Source organism: Lentibacillus sediminis (assembly GCF_002763455.1).
Lineage (GTDB): Bacteria > Bacillota > Bacilli > Bacillales > Amphibacillaceae > Lentibacillus_D > Lentibacillus_D sediminis_A.
In genome coordinates this window covers 176,481-193,286 of record NZ_NIXK01000002.1, presented here as the reverse complement: position 1 = coordinate 193,286, position 16,806 = coordinate 176,481, and the positions used below count along the sequence as shown (strand labels likewise).

At 43.9% G+C, this 16,806-nt stretch carries 17 protein-coding genes; 1 reads left to right on the top strand and 16 read right to left on the bottom strand.

Features of this window, described 5'->3' with window-relative positions; genetic code table 11:
* Positions 1–13: 13 nt before the first annotated feature.
* The 11 genes from der to prsW form a co-directional block, all read right to left on the bottom strand.
* A complete protein-coding gene (der, locus tag CEG13_RS05045) occupies positions 14–1,324 on the bottom strand; it encodes a ribosome biogenesis GTPase Der (RefSeq protein WP_100010785.1) in 1,311 nt (436 codons plus the stop codon).
* Positions 1,325–1,457: 133 nt separating this feature from the next.
* On the bottom strand, positions 1,458–1,643 hold the full coding sequence (locus tag CEG13_RS05040; protein ID WP_100010784.1) for a capping complex subunit for YIEGIA: 186 nt from the start codon (positions 1,641–1,643) through the stop codon (positions 1,458–1,460).
* Positions 1,640–2,539 (bottom strand): YIEGIA family protein, encoded by a 900-nt coding sequence (locus CEG13_RS05035; protein WP_100010783.1) that lies wholly within the window; start codon positions 2,537–2,539, stop codon positions 1,640–1,642. Before CEG13_RS05035 ends, CEG13_RS05040 begins: the two co-directional genes overlap by 4 nt.
* Positions 2,536–3,135, bottom strand: a complete 600-nt coding sequence (locus CEG13_RS05030; RefSeq protein ID WP_100010782.1) for a YphA family membrane protein — start codon at positions 3,133–3,135, stop codon at positions 2,536–2,538. The genes CEG13_RS05035 and CEG13_RS05030 overlap by 4 nt, the downstream gene beginning before the upstream one ends.
* 123 nt (positions 3,136–3,258) lie before the next feature.
* Positions 3,259–4,389, bottom strand: a complete 1,131-nt coding sequence (rpsA, locus tag CEG13_RS05025) for a 30S ribosomal protein S1 (protein ID WP_100010781.1) — start codon at positions 4,387–4,389, stop codon at positions 3,259–3,261.
* Positions 4,390–4,542: 153 nt separating this feature from the next.
* A complete protein-coding gene (locus tag CEG13_RS05020) occupies positions 4,543–5,127 on the bottom strand; it encodes a lysophospholipid acyltransferase family protein (protein WP_100010780.1) in 585 nt (194 codons plus the stop codon).
* Positions 5,128–5,208: 81 nt separating this feature from the next.
* Positions 5,209–5,886 carry a (d)CMP kinase gene (cmk, locus tag CEG13_RS05015; RefSeq protein WP_100010779.1) on the bottom strand — a complete coding sequence of 226 codons (678 nt, stop codon included), beginning with the start codon at positions 5,884–5,886 and terminating at the stop codon, positions 5,209–5,211.
* Between the two features lie 241 nt (positions 5,887–6,127).
* Complete coding sequence (locus tag CEG13_RS05010; RefSeq protein WP_100010778.1) at positions 6,128–6,784, bottom strand: flagellar brake protein; 657 nt, start codon at positions 6,782–6,784, stop codon at positions 6,128–6,130.
* 80 nt (positions 6,785–6,864) lie between these two features.
* Positions 6,865–8,208 (bottom strand): germination protein YpeB, encoded by a 1,344-nt coding sequence (gene ypeB / locus CEG13_RS05005; protein WP_100010777.1) that lies wholly within the window; start codon positions 8,206–8,208, stop codon positions 6,865–6,867.
* Between the two features lie 16 nt (positions 8,209–8,224).
* Positions 8,225–9,031 (bottom strand): spore cortex-lytic enzyme, encoded by an 807-nt coding sequence (gene sleB / locus CEG13_RS05000; protein ID WP_239984587.1) that lies wholly within the window; start codon positions 9,029–9,031, stop codon positions 8,225–8,227.
* Between the two features lie 705 nt (positions 9,032–9,736).
* The gene (gene prsW / locus CEG13_RS04995) at positions 9,737–10,414 is read right to left on the bottom strand and encodes a glutamic-type intramembrane protease PrsW (RefSeq protein WP_100010775.1); all 678 of its coding nucleotides are present in this window, start codon (positions 10,412–10,414) and stop codon (positions 9,737–9,739) included.
* 80 nt (positions 10,415–10,494) lie between these two features.
* Here prsW and CEG13_RS04990 point away from each other — a divergent pair, with 80 nt between their 5' ends.
* Positions 10,495–11,466 (top strand): asparaginase, encoded by a 972-nt coding sequence (locus CEG13_RS04990; RefSeq protein ID WP_100010774.1) that lies wholly within the window; start codon positions 10,495–10,497, stop codon positions 11,464–11,466.
* A 47-nt stretch (positions 11,467–11,513) separates the two neighbouring features.
* Here the strand turns inward: CEG13_RS04990 and CEG13_RS04985 are convergent, their stop codons facing one another.
* From CEG13_RS04985 to CEG13_RS04965, 5 genes are all read right to left on the bottom strand, one after another.
* A complete protein-coding gene (locus tag CEG13_RS04985) occupies positions 11,514–12,491 on the bottom strand; it encodes a YpdA family putative bacillithiol disulfide reductase (RefSeq protein ID WP_100010773.1) in 978 nt (325 codons plus the stop codon).
* A gap of 104 nt (positions 12,492–12,595) precedes the next feature.
* Entirely contained in the window at positions 12,596–13,876 is a 1,281-nt protein-coding gene (locus CEG13_RS04980; protein ID WP_100010772.1) for a Glu/Leu/Phe/Val family dehydrogenase, read from the bottom strand.
* Positions 13,877–14,082: 206 nt separating this feature from the next.
* The gene (locus CEG13_RS04975) at positions 14,083–14,661 is read right to left on the bottom strand and encodes a genetic competence negative regulator (protein ID WP_100010771.1); all 579 of its coding nucleotides are present in this window, start codon (positions 14,659–14,661) and stop codon (positions 14,083–14,085) included.
* A gap of 208 nt (positions 14,662–14,869) precedes the next feature.
* Entirely contained in the window at positions 14,870–15,142 is a 273-nt protein-coding gene (locus CEG13_RS04970; protein WP_100010770.1) for a hypothetical protein, read from the bottom strand.
* A gap of 137 nt (positions 15,143–15,279) precedes the next feature.
* Complete coding sequence (locus CEG13_RS04965; protein WP_100010769.1) at positions 15,280–16,806, bottom strand: RecQ family ATP-dependent DNA helicase; 1,527 nt, start codon at positions 16,804–16,806, stop codon at positions 15,280–15,282.

Sequence of the window (16,806 nt, the reverse complement as noted above, 5' to 3'; positions counted from 1 at the left end):
TACATCTCCCCCTTTATTGTCTTCTTCTGGCAAAGATTTTTAACGGTGTACCAACAAAACCAAACGCTTCTCTTATTCGATTTTCCAGAAACCGTTGATAAGAGAAGTGCACCAACTCTGGATCATTTACAAAAACAACAAAGCTTGGTGGTTTGACAGCCACCTGCGTGGCATAGAGTACTTTCAGCCGTTTGCCTTTTACCGTCGGCGTCGGGTTCATGGCCAGGGCATCCATAATCACGTCATTAAGCACATTGGTCTGCACCCTTTTGGCGTGGTTTTCGCTTGCTGTTTTTATTGCAGGGACCAGGGTGTGCAGCCGTTTCTTTGTTTTCGCCGACAGAAACACAATTGGCGCATAGTCAAGAAACTGAAAATGATTACGGATATTTGTTTCAAATTCCTTCATCGTTTTATCGCTGGACTGAATGGTATCCCATTTATTAACGACAATGATGACAGCCCGACCTGCATCATGGGCATAACCGGCAATTTTTTTGTCCTGCTCTCTTATTCCCGATTCCGCATCAATCAGAACAAGTACTACATCGGAGCGCTCAATGGCTTTCAAGGCACGCAGCACACTGTATTTTTCTGTTGTTTCATACACTTTGCCGCGCTTTCGCATCCCTGCCGTATCAATAATGACAAAATCCTGGTTATCCTTATGTAAATGTGTATCAATGGCATCCCTTGTCGTGCCTTCCATCTCACTGACGATGACCCGCTCCTCGTTTAGGATGGAATTAACCAGTGAAGATTTGCCGACATTTGGCCTGCCAATCAGACTGAAATAAATCGTGTCTTCATCCTTTTCTTCGTGCTCTCTCTCCGGAAAATAATCCACTACCTGGTCGAGCATATCACCAAGTCCTAATCCATGTGATCCGGAAATTGGGTAAGGATCCCCGAATCCAAGTGAATAATACTCATAAATGGTTTCCCGCATCTCCGGATTATCTATCTTGTTTACCGCAAGAACAACCGGTTTATTCGATTTGAAAAGCAATTTTGCCACTTCCTCATCCGCTGCAGTGATTCCTTCTTTTCCGTTAACGAGAAAAATAATGACATCAGCTTCATCAATCGCAATTTCTGCCTGCTGCCGCATTTGAACGAGCAGCGGCTCATCTCCCATATCAATACCACCTGTATCAATCAGGTTAAAACGAGACGTGAGCCACTCGGCTTCAGCGTATACCCGGTCCCTGGTGACACCTGGCACATCCTCTACAATAGAAATTCTTTCACCAACCAAGCGGTTAAAAATGGTCGACTTTCCTACATTCGGCCTGCCAACAATAGCTACAACAGATTTCCTCATAAAAGGAACATCCTCTCTCTATGTGTCATTCTTTATTTCACCAGCAAAGCAGCATGCCTGTGTCAAATGTTCTGGCATGCTTTCGCGTAATCCTATTTATTCTAGCAAAACTGATACATATTAACAATGGATATCAGTGTTTGACAATGATAAATACTTCCTCACTAAGTGCGTGGGCAATCCCGTCCGTAATGGCTTCTATGTTAGCTGCGGCACTCTCCAGTTCTTTTTTATTGTCACAAATGAAGATCGGTGCTCCTCCGGCTACCCGTGTTTTGTCTGTGGTAATAACAGCCAATATCGCTTTTTCCAGTTTCAATGAGCGTCCTCCTCCTTTTTGTTTGAATCAGATTTGGAGGGCATGCGGAGAGCATTTTCCAGTACAGGCACACTGCCAATTACTTTCTTTGCCTTTTCCACATCGCGCACTTGAGGCAGGATAAAAATACCGATCCTGCCATCATCCAGGTCCCGCTTGATCAGCGGGGACAGGGCGGGAGTTCCCGAGTCGCGGAAGACACCAAGCGATACAGAAGTATCATGCAGGATTGCCTGGCGCTGGCCAAGGTTTCCAATCGTTGTGACTACATTAATATTATTCGGTTTAAGGACGAACCCCATGCCATATTTGCGGATCTCCTCCTGGCGTTCTGGAAGCCCAATGTTCATAATATAAATATTATCCACATACAGACCTGCCCCATCGAACGAGATCTCTTTGTGCTGAATATCCACGATATCCTTAATTGTCGAGCCGCTCATTAAGTATTTTTTGCCAATGAAAAAACATATGGCCGTACCCAAAAGTGCAGCATATATATTGAAAATGATGTACAAAAGCGTCCCAATGAAAGCAGTGAATATAACCAGATAGTTTCTGCTTTCAAAAGAAATAGCAATTCCTTCAATATAAGTTTTCCCGCGGGAGACCAATTCAAACTCATCTACTTCTTTAAGCGTGTTTCTTTCCATATTGCGCACTTCCCGGAATTGCGTAGCTGCAACAGTCAGCAGTGTGACGGCAGTAAATTCCATCTCCATCAGCGCAGGGACTGCTAGCGCACCAAGTGATGCAGCGATAAAACCAAGGGAGACGTGAATAATTTTTCCATGTAAATAGGTAGGGTACTGGCGGTAATCTGTTTTTAGCATAAGCATGCGTACGATGGTGCCGATGATAATACCGAATAGAATGGGGAGGGTATATTCATTCATTTCGCCACCTCCATTGGTGTTTTTGGCAGCTGGGAAGCGATGGTCACTCTCTTCCTGCCTTTTTGTAGTATGTCTATCGCACCGATTATTATCATTACAGCGAGCAGATTATCTAAAAAAGCCATTTCCCCTACTGCCTCCGGGAAACCGTAACTGGAAAGTGTCAATGCATAAACAATTTCTCCGCAACATACCCCAAACAACCCTATTCCCGCCTGACTGATGAACTCCTTAGCCAGCAGGAAAAGAATGAGTGACAGGAGAAAAGAGAGGAGAAATGTGCGCGGCAAAAACAGCCATACTGGAGAGGCCTGTGCCCAATAAAGCATCCCTGTATAGCCAATCGTTAATGTAAACGAAGCAAATATATGATAGGTTACCCTCGGCAGCTGAAGCAGCCAGATAAGGGCCCCAAAAAAAATCCATACAAACCCTAGAGATAGATCATGTTCATTGATGATGATGTATGCATCCGCAAAAATTAATACAAGTAGAATCCAGCAGGCAAGCAATGTACGAACCCTGCCTTTTTTCATAAAAAACGTAACAATTATCCATAATATCCAGCTAAACCAGTAAAACAACATGCCTGTCATAAACGTCACCTGCCATTAGGCATTATAGCTGGTGTGAGCTGTTTTTATACATCAAAGGTCCTGTGCTAGTGACCATTAAAAAGACCCTCCTCTAAAAAGAGAAGGGCCTGCCTCGTTGAAACTTTACTTGTATTTATTTAATTTATCGCCAATGAAGTCGCCAAGCTGGAAGCCAGATTGATCTTCATCTTTTTCGTACTCTCGATATTCACTTGCTTCCTGCTCCTGCTCAAGTTCTTTAATGCTGAGAGAGATCCTTTCTTCTGTCTCGTTCACATCAAGCACTTTGACATTGACTTTTTGGCCGATTTCCAGCACTTCCTGCGGGGTCCCAATATGGCGGGTGGCGATTTGCGAAATATGCACCAATCCTTCCACCCCTGGCTGAATCTCGACAAATGCTCCGAAGTTTACCAGACGCTTTACTGTGCCTTCCAGTACATCTCCCTTGGCGATTCGCTCTTCAATTCCTTCCCATGGTCCGGGAATGGTATTTTTATGGGACAAAGATATACGTCCATTGTCACGGTCTACAGCCAATACTTCCACTTTAATCTTGTCTCCCTCGGAAACAACATCGGAAGCATTCTCGACATGTTCGTGAGCCAATTGGGAAATGTGAACCAGTCCATCGACACCGCCGATATCCACAAATACACCGAAATTAGCTAAGCGCTGTACGGTTCCTTCCAGTACTTGTCCTTCTTCCAGAGCCTGCAGAACGTCATTTCGCTTTGCTTCTGCCTCTTCTTCCACAACGGCACGGTGGGAAAGAATAATACGGTTTTGTTCTTTATTCAAATCTTCAATTTTTACCTGCAGTGTCTTGCCTTGATAATCAGAGAAGTCCTCTACATAATAAGTCTCCACTAAAGAAGCAGGGATAAATCCGCGTATTCCGACATCTACGACCAGCCCGCCTTTAACAATTTCCTTGACGGTTGTTTCAAATGTTTCATTCGATTGATATTTATTCTCCAGCTCTTCCCATGCATTATCGGCATCCACCGCTCTTTTGGAAAGAATGACCTCATCATCATCGACTTTCTTTACTTTCAGTGTAAGCTCGTCTCCCTCCTTTACCACATCGCTTGTAAGTTCTACATGAAGGGTAGACAGCTCGCTGATTGGAAGGATGCCTTCCGTCTTGTAGCCGATATCGACGAGCACTTGTTTTTCTTCTACTTTCACAACCGCTCCAGTCACCGTATCTCCCTGGTGCAGTTCCGTTAATTCGTTGTTTGCTTCACTCATTCTATTGCCTCCTGCCTTTATTCAAATACTTTTTCGTCGGAATAACAAATGCTTCTTCTCTTATTTTAAAAAATATAACAAGAAAATAAAAGTTAAAAGGCTCCCCTATTTTATAACTTCTAATAATTTCAATTATTTGTCAAGCAAAGTGATCTAAGATCGATGTGTTTCTCTAAGTATGCTTATTTCGTTCATGATTGCTTCAACTGTTTCCCTTGCGGAGGCTTTGGAGGCATGGAATGTTGCCATATCTAATGGCTTGCCATAGACGACTTTTAACTGTCTGCCTATTTTATATGGCCCGATAATTGCGCATGGGACAATCACTGCATCCGATCTCAAAGCAAAAAACCCAGCTCCTGCCAGCGGTTTCCCAAGTTCTCCGGTTTTAGAGCGCGTGCCTTCTGGAAACAAGCCAAGGGTTTCTTGGTCCTTCAGAATTCCCAGTCCTTTTCTTAAAGCATTTCTGTCACTTAGTCCGCGCTTCACAGGAAAAGCATGAATCCCTAGTAATAATTTACCCAAAATCGGTTTTTCAAACAACTCACCTTTTGCCATAAAGTAAATATCTCTTGGTGAAGTGATCCCCACTACCGGCGGATCAAAGTTTGAAATATGATTGGAGCAGATAATCACCGGGCCACTTGCTGGGATATTTTCTTTTCCAATCACTTTTATCCTATAAAGCGGAAAAAGGATAGCAGCAACAAGCGCACGTACTATTCGATACAGACTCATCTTCTCCCCCCTTTTTTTGGCGAATAAGAAAATAAACTCTTATCCTGTGTAAGTAAACTGGCGACAAGCCAAGTTTTTTAATCAGCCATTTGTCAGCGTGGCAGCCTGATTCAGAATTTGCTGGGCAACCTCGTTTATTGAAAGCGAAGTAGTATCAATTTCTGTAGCATCCGCCGCTTTGATCAGCGGGGCTGCTTCCCGCTCCGAATCAATCCGGTCCCGTTCCTCAATTTCTCTTTTTAACTCTTCCATATCGGGATAAAACCCTTTTTGCAGATTTTCTTCATATCTTCGCTTCGCCCGTTCCTCCACAGAGGCAACAAGAAAGATTTTTACTTCTGCATCAGGCAATACATGGGTCCCGATATCTCTGCCGTCCATTACCACTCCGCTTCTGGCTGCCAATGCCCGTTGCCTCTCAACCATCTCTTTCCGTATAGCAGGATGTTTGGCTGCATACGATACGTGGCTGGTTACCTTTTGTGAACGAATCTCCCATGTGACATCATTGCCATCCAATAGAACGATCTGCCCCTCTCCCTTTTGCTCCAAAGTGATTTCTGTATGCATTAATAAATCGGCGAGCGGCTTTTCCTCGTCCAGGTCAATCCTCTTTTGCAAAGCCTTCAATGTTAAAGCCCGGTACATCGCTCCGGTATCAATGTAAATATAAGAGAGCTTTTCAGCCACCAGCCTTGCTACTGTACTCTTTCCGGCGGCAGCTGGCCCATCGATCGCGATAGTTATTTCCTGTTCCATGAAACCCCGTCATTCCTCTCCTAACTTTCTATAACTTGGCTTTCTTGAATGATTAACTGTACCTCCCTGAGGATAAGAAGCATATTCGCAAAGAAAACTTGACCTCATGCCAAAATTTGTTGCACCTGTACAGTAAGTGACCACCAAGTAAAAAACCTGGCAGCTGCCAAGTTTTTTGATTAACATGCACTATTTACAATGATAACATACCTATAATTAATTGGTATATTACTTTCTTAGCCTAGAGCAATTCTTTTTTTCTGGTTTGCCGTTGTTTTTCAAAGCAGAATTGAATAATTACCTGTTGGTCATAGGCAGGTATGGAAATAAATTTAAGCGAAGCAACCGGCATGGAATAACCCTCTGTTTTAATATATACAATTTCTCCGGATGTTCGAATGAAATGTGGAGGCTCCAGACTTTGCTGCAATGCGATACAGAGCTCAATTGGTTCATGCTCTGTCAGACCAGGGCGATCCGGAAGCAAAAAAGACAATCCCCCGCCACTGATATCGGAAGTGATTGCTGTAAATGGCGAAAAACGGCCATTTGCGCTATGCACGGCCAAGTCAAGGGAAGATTTCACACGGACATATTTTCTTCGCTGAATCCGTTTAATACGTGATTTGTCCGGTATAGTAACCGCAAGTGCCGGAATGGTCCGGTTTACTTTGGCGGTAATTTCTGTCTGAAATTGATAAATAACCTGATCCTCGCCGACATAAGCAGCTGAAAACTTTGTACCAACCGGAAAAAAAGAAGTTCGATGTGTTGCAGCATTGACCGGATAATCAATGAATAACTGGCCGTCCCCTTTTTCAATCACTTTACAGCGGAATTTTTGCACCTCTTCTCCCGCTTTTTTGTGTTCCAAATGAAGCAATGTACCTATTTTCATTCCGCATCCCCGCTTTCCATTTCCTTCCTTATACCTATTATGACAGAAAAGTTCAAAAAGGGAAAGGCAAATGCCCTTCCCTAAAAACCTGCTGCATAATTGATTTCTTTTCCATCCAGCCGCTCTACTTTTTCTTCTGTTCCGTCCATGGCATTTATGAAGATTCGGTAGGTGTCATTATTCAATACACCTAAAAACTCGTAGGTCAGCACTTCTTCTCCCAAGTCATTGTCAATGACAGCGAGAAATTCCTCCTGGATTTCCACATCCTGATTAACCATTTCCTTTGCTTCTTCTTCTGAGATTTCCGGTTCCGGGTTGTCGCGGTCTTTGTGATTCATAAAATAGTTCCTTGCCGCAAGCCCAAGAATATCACCGTTATCCAGCGCCACTTTTACTTCGATCGCGTCTGAGTAAATCCGGACCCCGTCGTCATTGTATAAAAAGGAATAGACGCCGATATTATCATATTGGTTGCTTTGAAATAAAGTCATGTTCTCAAAGTCGAAAGTGGCCAGATAATCCTCTGCCTGCTTTAAGCCTTCATTCAAACTGATTTCCTGTTCCCCGACTTCGCGGTTTACGAGCAGGGTCAGCGGATGTCCTCCTTTTACGGCCATATCCATATAGGCGTTTTTCTCCCCATTTCGGTAAGAGACACTGTACAAAGGAATGTCTGCCCCGTCCCCGCTTTCCGTGATAGTCAGGTTCTCTTCATTTTCCACGTTAAACAGTTCCATGCCTATTTCCGCGGCTTCGTCTTCGGAAATTTTTTTGCCTGTCAGAAACTGAAATTGATGTTCTTCCGAGGATTGTCCCGGCACAGTAGAATCAACATTTCCTTCAGAAAAGCCATCCACTGTTTTTTCTACCGTCTGAAAGCCATTAATAATTGTGTTATCTGATTGTTCATCCTGGGTGGCTAGAGCCAGCTGCACATCCATCCAGCGAAGGTTATTTTCCATGGCAGTATGCTGCACCTGGCGCAATTCATTCTTGATTTCACCTGACTGCTTATATAGTTCTTTCAGCTGAGCTGTCTCTTCTTCGGACAGCGGGTCATCCTGTAGATTCCTGACAGCGGCCCGGTACGTAAAATCACCGATATTAGACAGAAATTCTTCTGTTTTGTTAAATGGCAAAAGACCAAGCGGAAGATGTCCGACATTGGACAATGCTTCGGAAGTCAGCCGCCAGATGTCCACCAGTTGCGGGGAGAGACGGCTTTCTGAATTCATTGCCAAAGCGGTGCCAATTTCGTCATGCAGAAGGTCCATATCATATGAAAGGTCATGGAAGGCCCGCTGATACGTGTTTTCCGCCTGAATTAAAATGGCGTTTTTTTCCTGATGTTCCTGGTAGCCCCATGCCGCTGTACCGGCAACTCCAGCTGCAAGCACAGCGATTAATATCCAACGAATCATTTCATTTCACACCTTTCTATTTGCAAAATACATGTTTTCCGATGCGTTTGATTTGCGGTCTGGACCAGATCCAGTCAGAAGTAGCGGTCTCCGGATTGAAATAATAAAGCGCATTGCCGGAAGGGTCCCAGCCATTGATAGCATCCATTACCGCCTGTTTCGCTTGTTCATTAGGAGTAAGCCAAATCTGTCCATCCGCCACTGCAGTAAATGCCCGGGGTTCAAAAATTACTCCGGAAACCGTATTGGGGAACGTAGAGCTTTCCACCCGGTTTAAAATCACTGCTGCTACGGCGACTTGTCCCTCATAAGGCTCTCCCCTTGCTTCTCCATATACAGCATTTGCCATTAATTGGATGTCGTTTTGCGAAAATCCCTGGGGGACATTAACCGCAGTGGTTGTCGTTTGCTGATCGGCTGATTCACCGCCCCCTCCTCCGCTCTGTGGTGATGAGCCCGATGATTGAGCCTGATTATCTGTGCCACCGTAGTGAGTAAAATCTCTCCCTTGGCGAATTTGTTCTTTCACATACGCCTCATCATATTCGCTTGCCGAGACCAGTTTTTCTTTTGTCTCAGGACCCGCGAGTCCGTCCACCTTCATTCCAAATTCATATTGGAAATTGCGGAGTCCCCAATAGGTTCCCCAACCGAAAACGCCGTCAATATTTCCATTATAAAAACCCAAATACTGCAGTCTTGCCTGCAATTCAATTACATCATCACCTGAAGCACCATGCTGAATGACTTGCGGACTAAATGCCTCCGCTTGTTTAGGAGCATGTGTGAGGTGCAATCCTATGAAAAAGAAACAAGCAATCATGGTCAACAGGGAAAGCTTCTTGTAGGTCATATTCCATCCTCCTGCTTTTCTAGAGTGTTCTGCTATCTATTCTCTGAACAAATGACCTTTTTATTCATAAATCTGCCTCATTGTATCAATTCCTTGGCAAGCATCGCCCAGCAGCAAGGCAAAGAGGGTTTCTATCATTTAATTAAAGGCTGATATAAAAAAGATTTGTTGATTTTATCGCTATCCATAAACTGCGACGTAAATCAGTGGGTTTCATGATCGCCACTGCGGAAATACCCCTCGCTTTCCGCGGGCGCTGATGAGCCTCCTCGCGCTATCGCGCTGCGGGGTCTCACCTATGCTTATCATCCCGATCCCGCAGGAGTCTCGGGGTATTTCCTCCGCTGGGTGATGTGGTTTGCGTCTTTACTGAATGCTAAATTTAAAAGAACAACAATACACTTATGATGGTTGATTGGAGCAGAGGGCAGCAGACTCCTGCGGGAAAGCACGAGTCTAGACCTGAGCAGGAAGTGCACTTCTTCCAAGGAGGCTGAAGCCGTTCCCTAAGGTGCGCGGATGCCCGCAGCGGAAATCAACGAGCACTCTGTCGCGAATATTTCCGCAACAATGGACGGCGGGTTATGTCGCAGTTTTCATCAAATGCGAGTAAAAAAACGAAAAAATACAATAAGAAAAATAAAAAACCTCCTCTATACCTTGGTATAAAGAAGGTTAGGCCTCTTTTTTCTGTTCTGGCAGCTGACGCCGTGTATGCGGGAGACTGGCTAGTTTCACTCTTCTCAGTCCGAGAGCCCATAGAGCAGCCATAAAGGGGATCAAGAGATAAAGCCAGTTGCTGGAAATATCGTGCAAAATGTAATTGTATATGCCATGGAGCAGCACTGGTATTAAAAGAGCAAGTGCAATATTCCGTTTTACATGAAGTGGGGAAATCTTTGCTTTCCCGAAATAATAACCCATAATCACACCAAATAACGCATGGGAAGAGACAGGGAAAAGCGCGCGTGTGATAGCATACTCCAATCCATTCGTAAATAAATATAGTATATTTTCCACCGTTGCGAAACCCAAACTGATAGCCACCGAGTAGACAATCCCATCGTAATGTTTATCAAATTCAGTATGCTGATAAATGGCATAAAGAAAAATAAACCACTTAAAAAATTCCTCCAGTAATGAGGCAAACAAAAAGGATTGAATAAAGCCATTGCTGCTTTCAGCTTCGGCAGTCAATGCATATTGGATAAACATAATCGGAAACACGAGCAGTGCACCATATAGAAAAGTTCGGATGATTAAAGCAAGCGGCTCGGAAAAGCGATCTCTTAGATAAATATAGGACATCAGGGCAAAAGCAGGTGCGATTCCGGCTGACAAAATGGCGAACATAGCCTGACCTCTTTCCAATTTTCTTGTATTTATCGTATCATTAAGTCAAGATAATTAAAATAGAAAAAGAGGGGATCATCATGAAGAATATATTGATCATACATACAGGCGGAACCATTTCCATGCTGGAGAATAAAGCAACAGGAGAAGTAATTCCGGCAAGTAAGCATCCTTTAAGTGAACTGCAGTTTCATTTACAAACCTATGCGAATGTGGAGGAACAAATTGAATTTGACCTGCCATCTCCGCAGATTACACCTGCACATATGCTAAAGCTGGCCAAACGTCTGGAAAGCCTGCTGCCTTCCTATGATGGTGTCGTGATCACCCATGGTACCGATACACTGGAAGAAACTGCCTATTGTCTGGACTTGTTGCTGGAAACAGACAAACCAGTGATCCTTACCGGAGCGATGCGGTCAAGCAATGAAATCGGCTCAGATGCTCTGTATAATCTGATCAGCTCGGTGAGAACCGCCGTACATGATCACGCCCGGGACAAAGGAGTGCTGGTGGTCATGAACGATGAAATACATACCGCCAACAACGTGACTAAGACGTCAACCAGTAATGTAGCAACATTTCAAAGTCCGCAATATGGACCCATCGGCATTATTACCAGAGAGTCGATCATTTTTCATCATACCATTTTGACCAGACACAATAGGCCTAATACGGACCGGATTTCCAAAAATGTCTATTTGTTAAAGGCATATGCCGGAATGGATGGAGGATTGCTTCAAGCCGTTCACGGTCTACAGCCGGACGGCGTGGTAATTGAAGGGCTTGGCCAGGGGAATTTGCCAAAAGACACAGTAGGCGCACTTCGCTCCCTTGTGAGTGAACAAGTGCCAGTCGTCCTTGTTTCCCGATGCTATCAGGGGATAGTCCAGCCGACCTATGGCTATGCTGGCGGAGGAAGACAACTGCAAGAACTCGGCGTGATTTTCGCCAATGGACTAACAGGTCCGAAAGCACGGATCAGACTTCTGATTGAATTGGAGCATACAAGCAATCTGAAAGAACTAGAGAAAACCTTTGCTGACAATTAAAAATGGCTGGTTCTCCCAGCCATTTTTTCAAGTTATTCCGCCGGACACTATCTGGAATTAACAATCGATTCTGCAATTGCCTCTCCGTGGAACCGGCCATTTTCAATAAATATTCGATTATTATTGTACCCTGCTGCAACAACTCCTGCGACATACAGACCTGGAATCGTTGTCTCATATGTCTCCTGATCATGCACTGGTCTTCCTGTTTCTGTTTCAACTTCCACGCCGATCCGTTTGAGAAAAGCATAATCGGGGCGGTATCCCGTCATGGCAAATACAAAATCATTTTCAATTTTGTAAGACTCTCCGGAAGCAGAAAAATATACGTAATCGTCGGTTATTTTTTTAACCTGTGCCTGGAAATACATTTGCACAATTTCCTTGCGAACAAGGGAACCAAATTCAGGGAGTATCCATGGTTTGATGCTTTTGGAATAAGCTTCCCCCCGGTAAAGCACGGTGATATTCGCGCCGGCTTTGTGAAGCTCCAGCGTTGTATCGACTGCTGAATTTTTCCCGCCGATAACCATTACATTTTTGCCTGCAAACGGGTGGGCTTCTTTAAAATAATGCATGACCTTTGGCGAATTTTCTCCTGGCACATTCATATAATGAGGCTGGTCATAATATCCGGTGGCTATAATGACATGCTCTGCCTGATAAGAACTGAGCTTTCCAAAATAATTCTTTGTAAGGATGTCGAATTTTCCGCTCTGTTTAACTACTTCGGTCACATGCTCATATGTATGAAGGCGCAGCTGTTTTCGCTCTGCGACTTCCCGGTAATAGGCAAGTGCCTGATTCCGTACCGGTTTTTGTTTTTCCGTAATAAATGGTACCCCGCCGATTTCCAGCTTGTCGCTCGAACTGAAAAACGTTTGATGGGTGGGATAATGATAAATGGTGTTTACAATGTTGCCTTTTTCAATAATCAGGGGCTTGATGCCATGTTTTTCCAGTTCGATGGCACAGGACATCCCGCATGGTCCTCCCCCTATAATCACTACTTGTTCTTTCTGCAATGCACGCACTTCCTTTATGTTACTGCTTTTCGTAGTAAAAAAACTCCTATCCAACTATACATGATAAGAGTTTTTTCGTCATATAGTTTGTTCAAGCCTTACTTTTATACCCAGCCGCGGAACCTTGATGCTTCAGCCATTTTTCTGACACCAACCATATAAGCCGCTAATCGCATGTCAACACGTCTTGTCTGCGCTGTGTTGTAAATGGAGTTAAAGGCCTTAATCATGATTTCGTGCAGCTTCTTATCGATTTCCTCTTCTGTCCAGTAATAGCCCTGATTGTTCTGTACCCACTCAAAATAAGAAACGGTTACTCCACCTGCAGATGCAAGTACATCCGGAACAAGAAGAATATCCCGTTCGGAGAGAATTCGGGTTGCTTCCATGGTGGTTGGTCCGTTTGCCGCTTCTACGACGATGCTTGCCTTAATTTTATGTGCGTTTTCTTCGGTAATCTGATTTTCCACCGCTGCAGGCACAAGGATGTCACAATCCAATTCCAGAAGATCTTTATTGGAAATGGTGCTGTTAAAAAGTTTAGTCACTGTTCCGAAACTGTCTCTTCTGTCCAGTAAATAATCAATATCCAGCCCTTCCGGGTCATGCAGCGCACCATATGCATCAGAAATCCCGACTACTTTTGCACCGGCTTCATGCATAAATTTTGCCAAAAAACTGCCGGCATTGCCAAACCCTTGGATCACAACTCTGGCACCTTTCACATCGATCCCCTTCTTTTTGGCAGCTTCATTCAAAACAATGGTAACTCCTTTTGCCGTGGCAGATTCTCTTCCGTGAGAGCCGCCAAGCACGATCGGTTTTCCGGTAATAAAGCCAGGGCTGTTAAATTCATCAATCCGGCTGTATTCATCCAGCATCCATGCCATTATTTGCGAGTTGGTAAACACATCCGGTGCCGGGATATCCTTTGTAGGTCCGACAATTTGACTGATTGCTCTTACATAACCGCGGCTCAGGCCTTCCAGTTCACGGAATGACATCTCACGAGGGTCGCAAATAATTCCGCCTTTTCCCCCGCCATAAGGCAGGTCGACAATCCCTGCTTTTAAACTCATCCAGATCGATAAAGCCTTGACTTCCACCTCGGAGACATCCGGATGAAACCGGACCCCGCCTTTGGTTGGTCCGACGGCATCATTGTGCTGTGCCCGGTAGCCGGTAAACACCTTGATTGAACCGTCGTCCATCCGAACAGGAATCCTTACTGTCAGCATCCGCATCGGTTCTTTTAAAAGCTCAAAAACTTCATCAGGGTAACCCAATTTTTCCAATGCTGTTTTCACAACAGTTCGTGTTGAACTTAATACATCCATTTTTATATTGTCATTTTTGGTAGAGTCTGTTGTATTGTCGGCTACCATGAATTTACCTCCTAGAAATTTCAATAAATATTTATATAATAATTGCTGTGCTCAGAGATTAGTATACACTTTCATCGTAAATATGCAATAAAATCGGACCAATTATTTTTGCCCCATTTATTTGCCATAAATGAAAAGCAGCCGTTTTCCGGACAGTCTGGAAAAGGCTCTTGTCTTTTTCTTCAGGCAGCATGGAAAACAGCTTTTCAGGAGAATGCTTCGGTTATTTGTTTTACAGCTGATTGCTGAACAATTTCTTTACCATATTCTTTTAAACGATATGATGTCACAATACTGGCATTGGCATATTCTGACATAATTGCGATGATGTTTTCCTTATTACGGTCCTTTAGATCCGTTTCCGTCAATAACATGTAATAGCGGCCTTCCATATAATAAACCTGACCGCCTTCAATCGCAAGCGCTGATAAAGAAGCAGCAACTTGGATGACTTCCTCAAAATCTTCAAAGGAGAAAATCAATTCCTGGCTCTCATCAAGAGTAACCTTCATTTCCACAAATTCATCATCCCAGGCAATATCTTCTAATTTCTGTGTCACATAGACATGCATTCCTTGAGCCTGCATCAGATGCACCTGAACCAGCAGCATGCCTTCCAGTTCAAAATCAAGCTCGATACTCGCTTCATACATCATATCACTGAATAAACTACGGACACTTGACGCATCTTGCCATAAATCATCTCTCGTAAACCCTCTTTCGATTAAATCATCAAAGGTCAAAAATATCGTGAATTGATCGTCGGCTACCCGTTCAATACGCATAAAGCATCCTCCTTTGCCTATGGAAATCTGCTGGCAGAAGCTAAATCTGCCGATCATATTTACAGTATATGCATTTCACTTGATTGTTGAACGTTACAGCTATTTTTATTCCGTGTGTTTTTATTATGTACTCACTCAGGACGTTATTTCATTATGCCCAAGTTACAGCAAAACGATAAAAGTTTAAAACGCCAAAACCCGTTTTTGCTTAGACCAGCGGCAGCCATTCGTCTCCCCAGACAATAAAAGCCCCTGCCAGTATAACAAGCAGCAAAACGACCACAAATAGAAACCGTAGAAGTGGTCTGCTTACTTTTAGACTGGTGCTGTTTTTCTGGCCATGTACCTCTTTTCTTGGTGGAAGGTTGAGAACATCAATTTCCTGCTCATTCTTCTGGCCTGCCGCGGCATCGAGGGGTTCGAGGGTGTCCGTGGCTTTATCCTGTTCCTTTTCCTGTATTTGGCCGTGTTCTTCTGTCATTGCAAATCACCTCATTTTTTAGCAGTTAAGAATGACATTTCAAGTAAATTGAATGCATGGTAATGAGCCTATATGAAGACCTGAATTCGGCAAAAATAATGGAGACATCAATTAATAATTAGCCTGTCTAATGTTGTCTAACTCAAAAGTAGCTCTTTTAATTTGATTTCCCAGCTGCCGGACGCTTCTTCCTGTCTGGCTGTCGGCTGTGGATCCCAGTCGGCAAAAGAAAATCCGCAATTGCTGCAGCATTGTTTCTCTACACTCCGGTACGAAGCCTGAAAGTTTTTATACAGGTTCCGCCGGAGGCAGCCTTTTTCCTGAATCCACTCGAGCATTTCTCTAAGTTTTGATTCTTTTAACCATTCCCGCTCGTCCCGTTGCCTCTTTATAGCCTGACAGTGATCATCCCAGCCAGCTTCATTATAAAAAATCCTGTTTCCCTTTATCATACCATGCTTTTCCAGCTGTTGGCGCAAAAAACGCCATTGAATTTCGTTTAGCTGAAACAATTGGGCAGTTTCTTCTTCCTTGTGTGGGAGGTCTCCACCTGCCAGAAATAATTCTTTCAGCTGACGGAAAACAGTGAAAATTGATTTCGGATGTGGAAGTTCATGTTGAATGAACGATTTGGGCAGCATCATATCTTTCGGCGAAAATAGCAGTAAACTGACGCTCCTTCTTCCATCTCTCCCTGCTCTGCCAATTTCCTGAATAAATGATTCCAGTTGCGGGGGAAGGTGATAATGTATAACGAGGCGAATATCAGACTTATCTATTCCCATGCCAAAAGCGCTTGTACAGCAGATTAGGTCGAGCTGAGAATTCATAAATTGCTGCTGAACGCTAATGCGGTCAAGCTGTTCCATTCCCCCGTGGTAGAATGCAATCCTGCGATCTGGCAGTTTATCCGCCAAAGCAGAGGCTACTTCCTGTGCATCATTCCTGCTTGAAAAGTAAATAAGTATGGGTACATGGAATTCGGCTGCAATTTCGGATATCATCGCCTGCTTTGCCTGATCATCTGCAGCCTCCTGCACAAGAAAAGAAAGGTTTTCCCGGTCCATTGGGTAAACATGGCGCACACAGCCATTCATAGCTAAGTGCTGCACAATATCCTGCTGGACTTCCGGTGTTGCTGTTGCACTGAGCGCAAGAACCGGCGGATTGCCCAGTTGTCTCTTGACCCTATCCAGTTTTAGATAATCCGGCCGGAATTCATGTCCCCATTGGGAAATACAGTGTGCCTCGTCCACAGTCAGCAAACTGATTATCTGCTTTTTAAAAGAATCGAGGATCTTCGCCTTCTGCAATAACTCTGGTGAGATATAAATCAGTTTATATGCATCGAGGTGATTCATTACTCTCTTTCTTTCTGCCGGATCCATAAAACTGTTTAAAGCAACCACTTCTTTGAAGCCTGTTGCTCTTAACTGCTTGACTTGATCCATCATCAGAGAAATCAGTGGAGAAACAACCACTGTAATACCTGGCAAAATTCTCGCGGGAAGCTGATAGCAGATCGACTTGCCGGAACCGGTAGGCAATATACCCAGTACATTTTCACCTTTTAATACATTTCTAATGATTTCTTTCTGTCCGGGCCTGAAAGAATCATAAGCGAAATATTTTTTTAACTGATGCTCCAGCACTTGTTCCGTCAA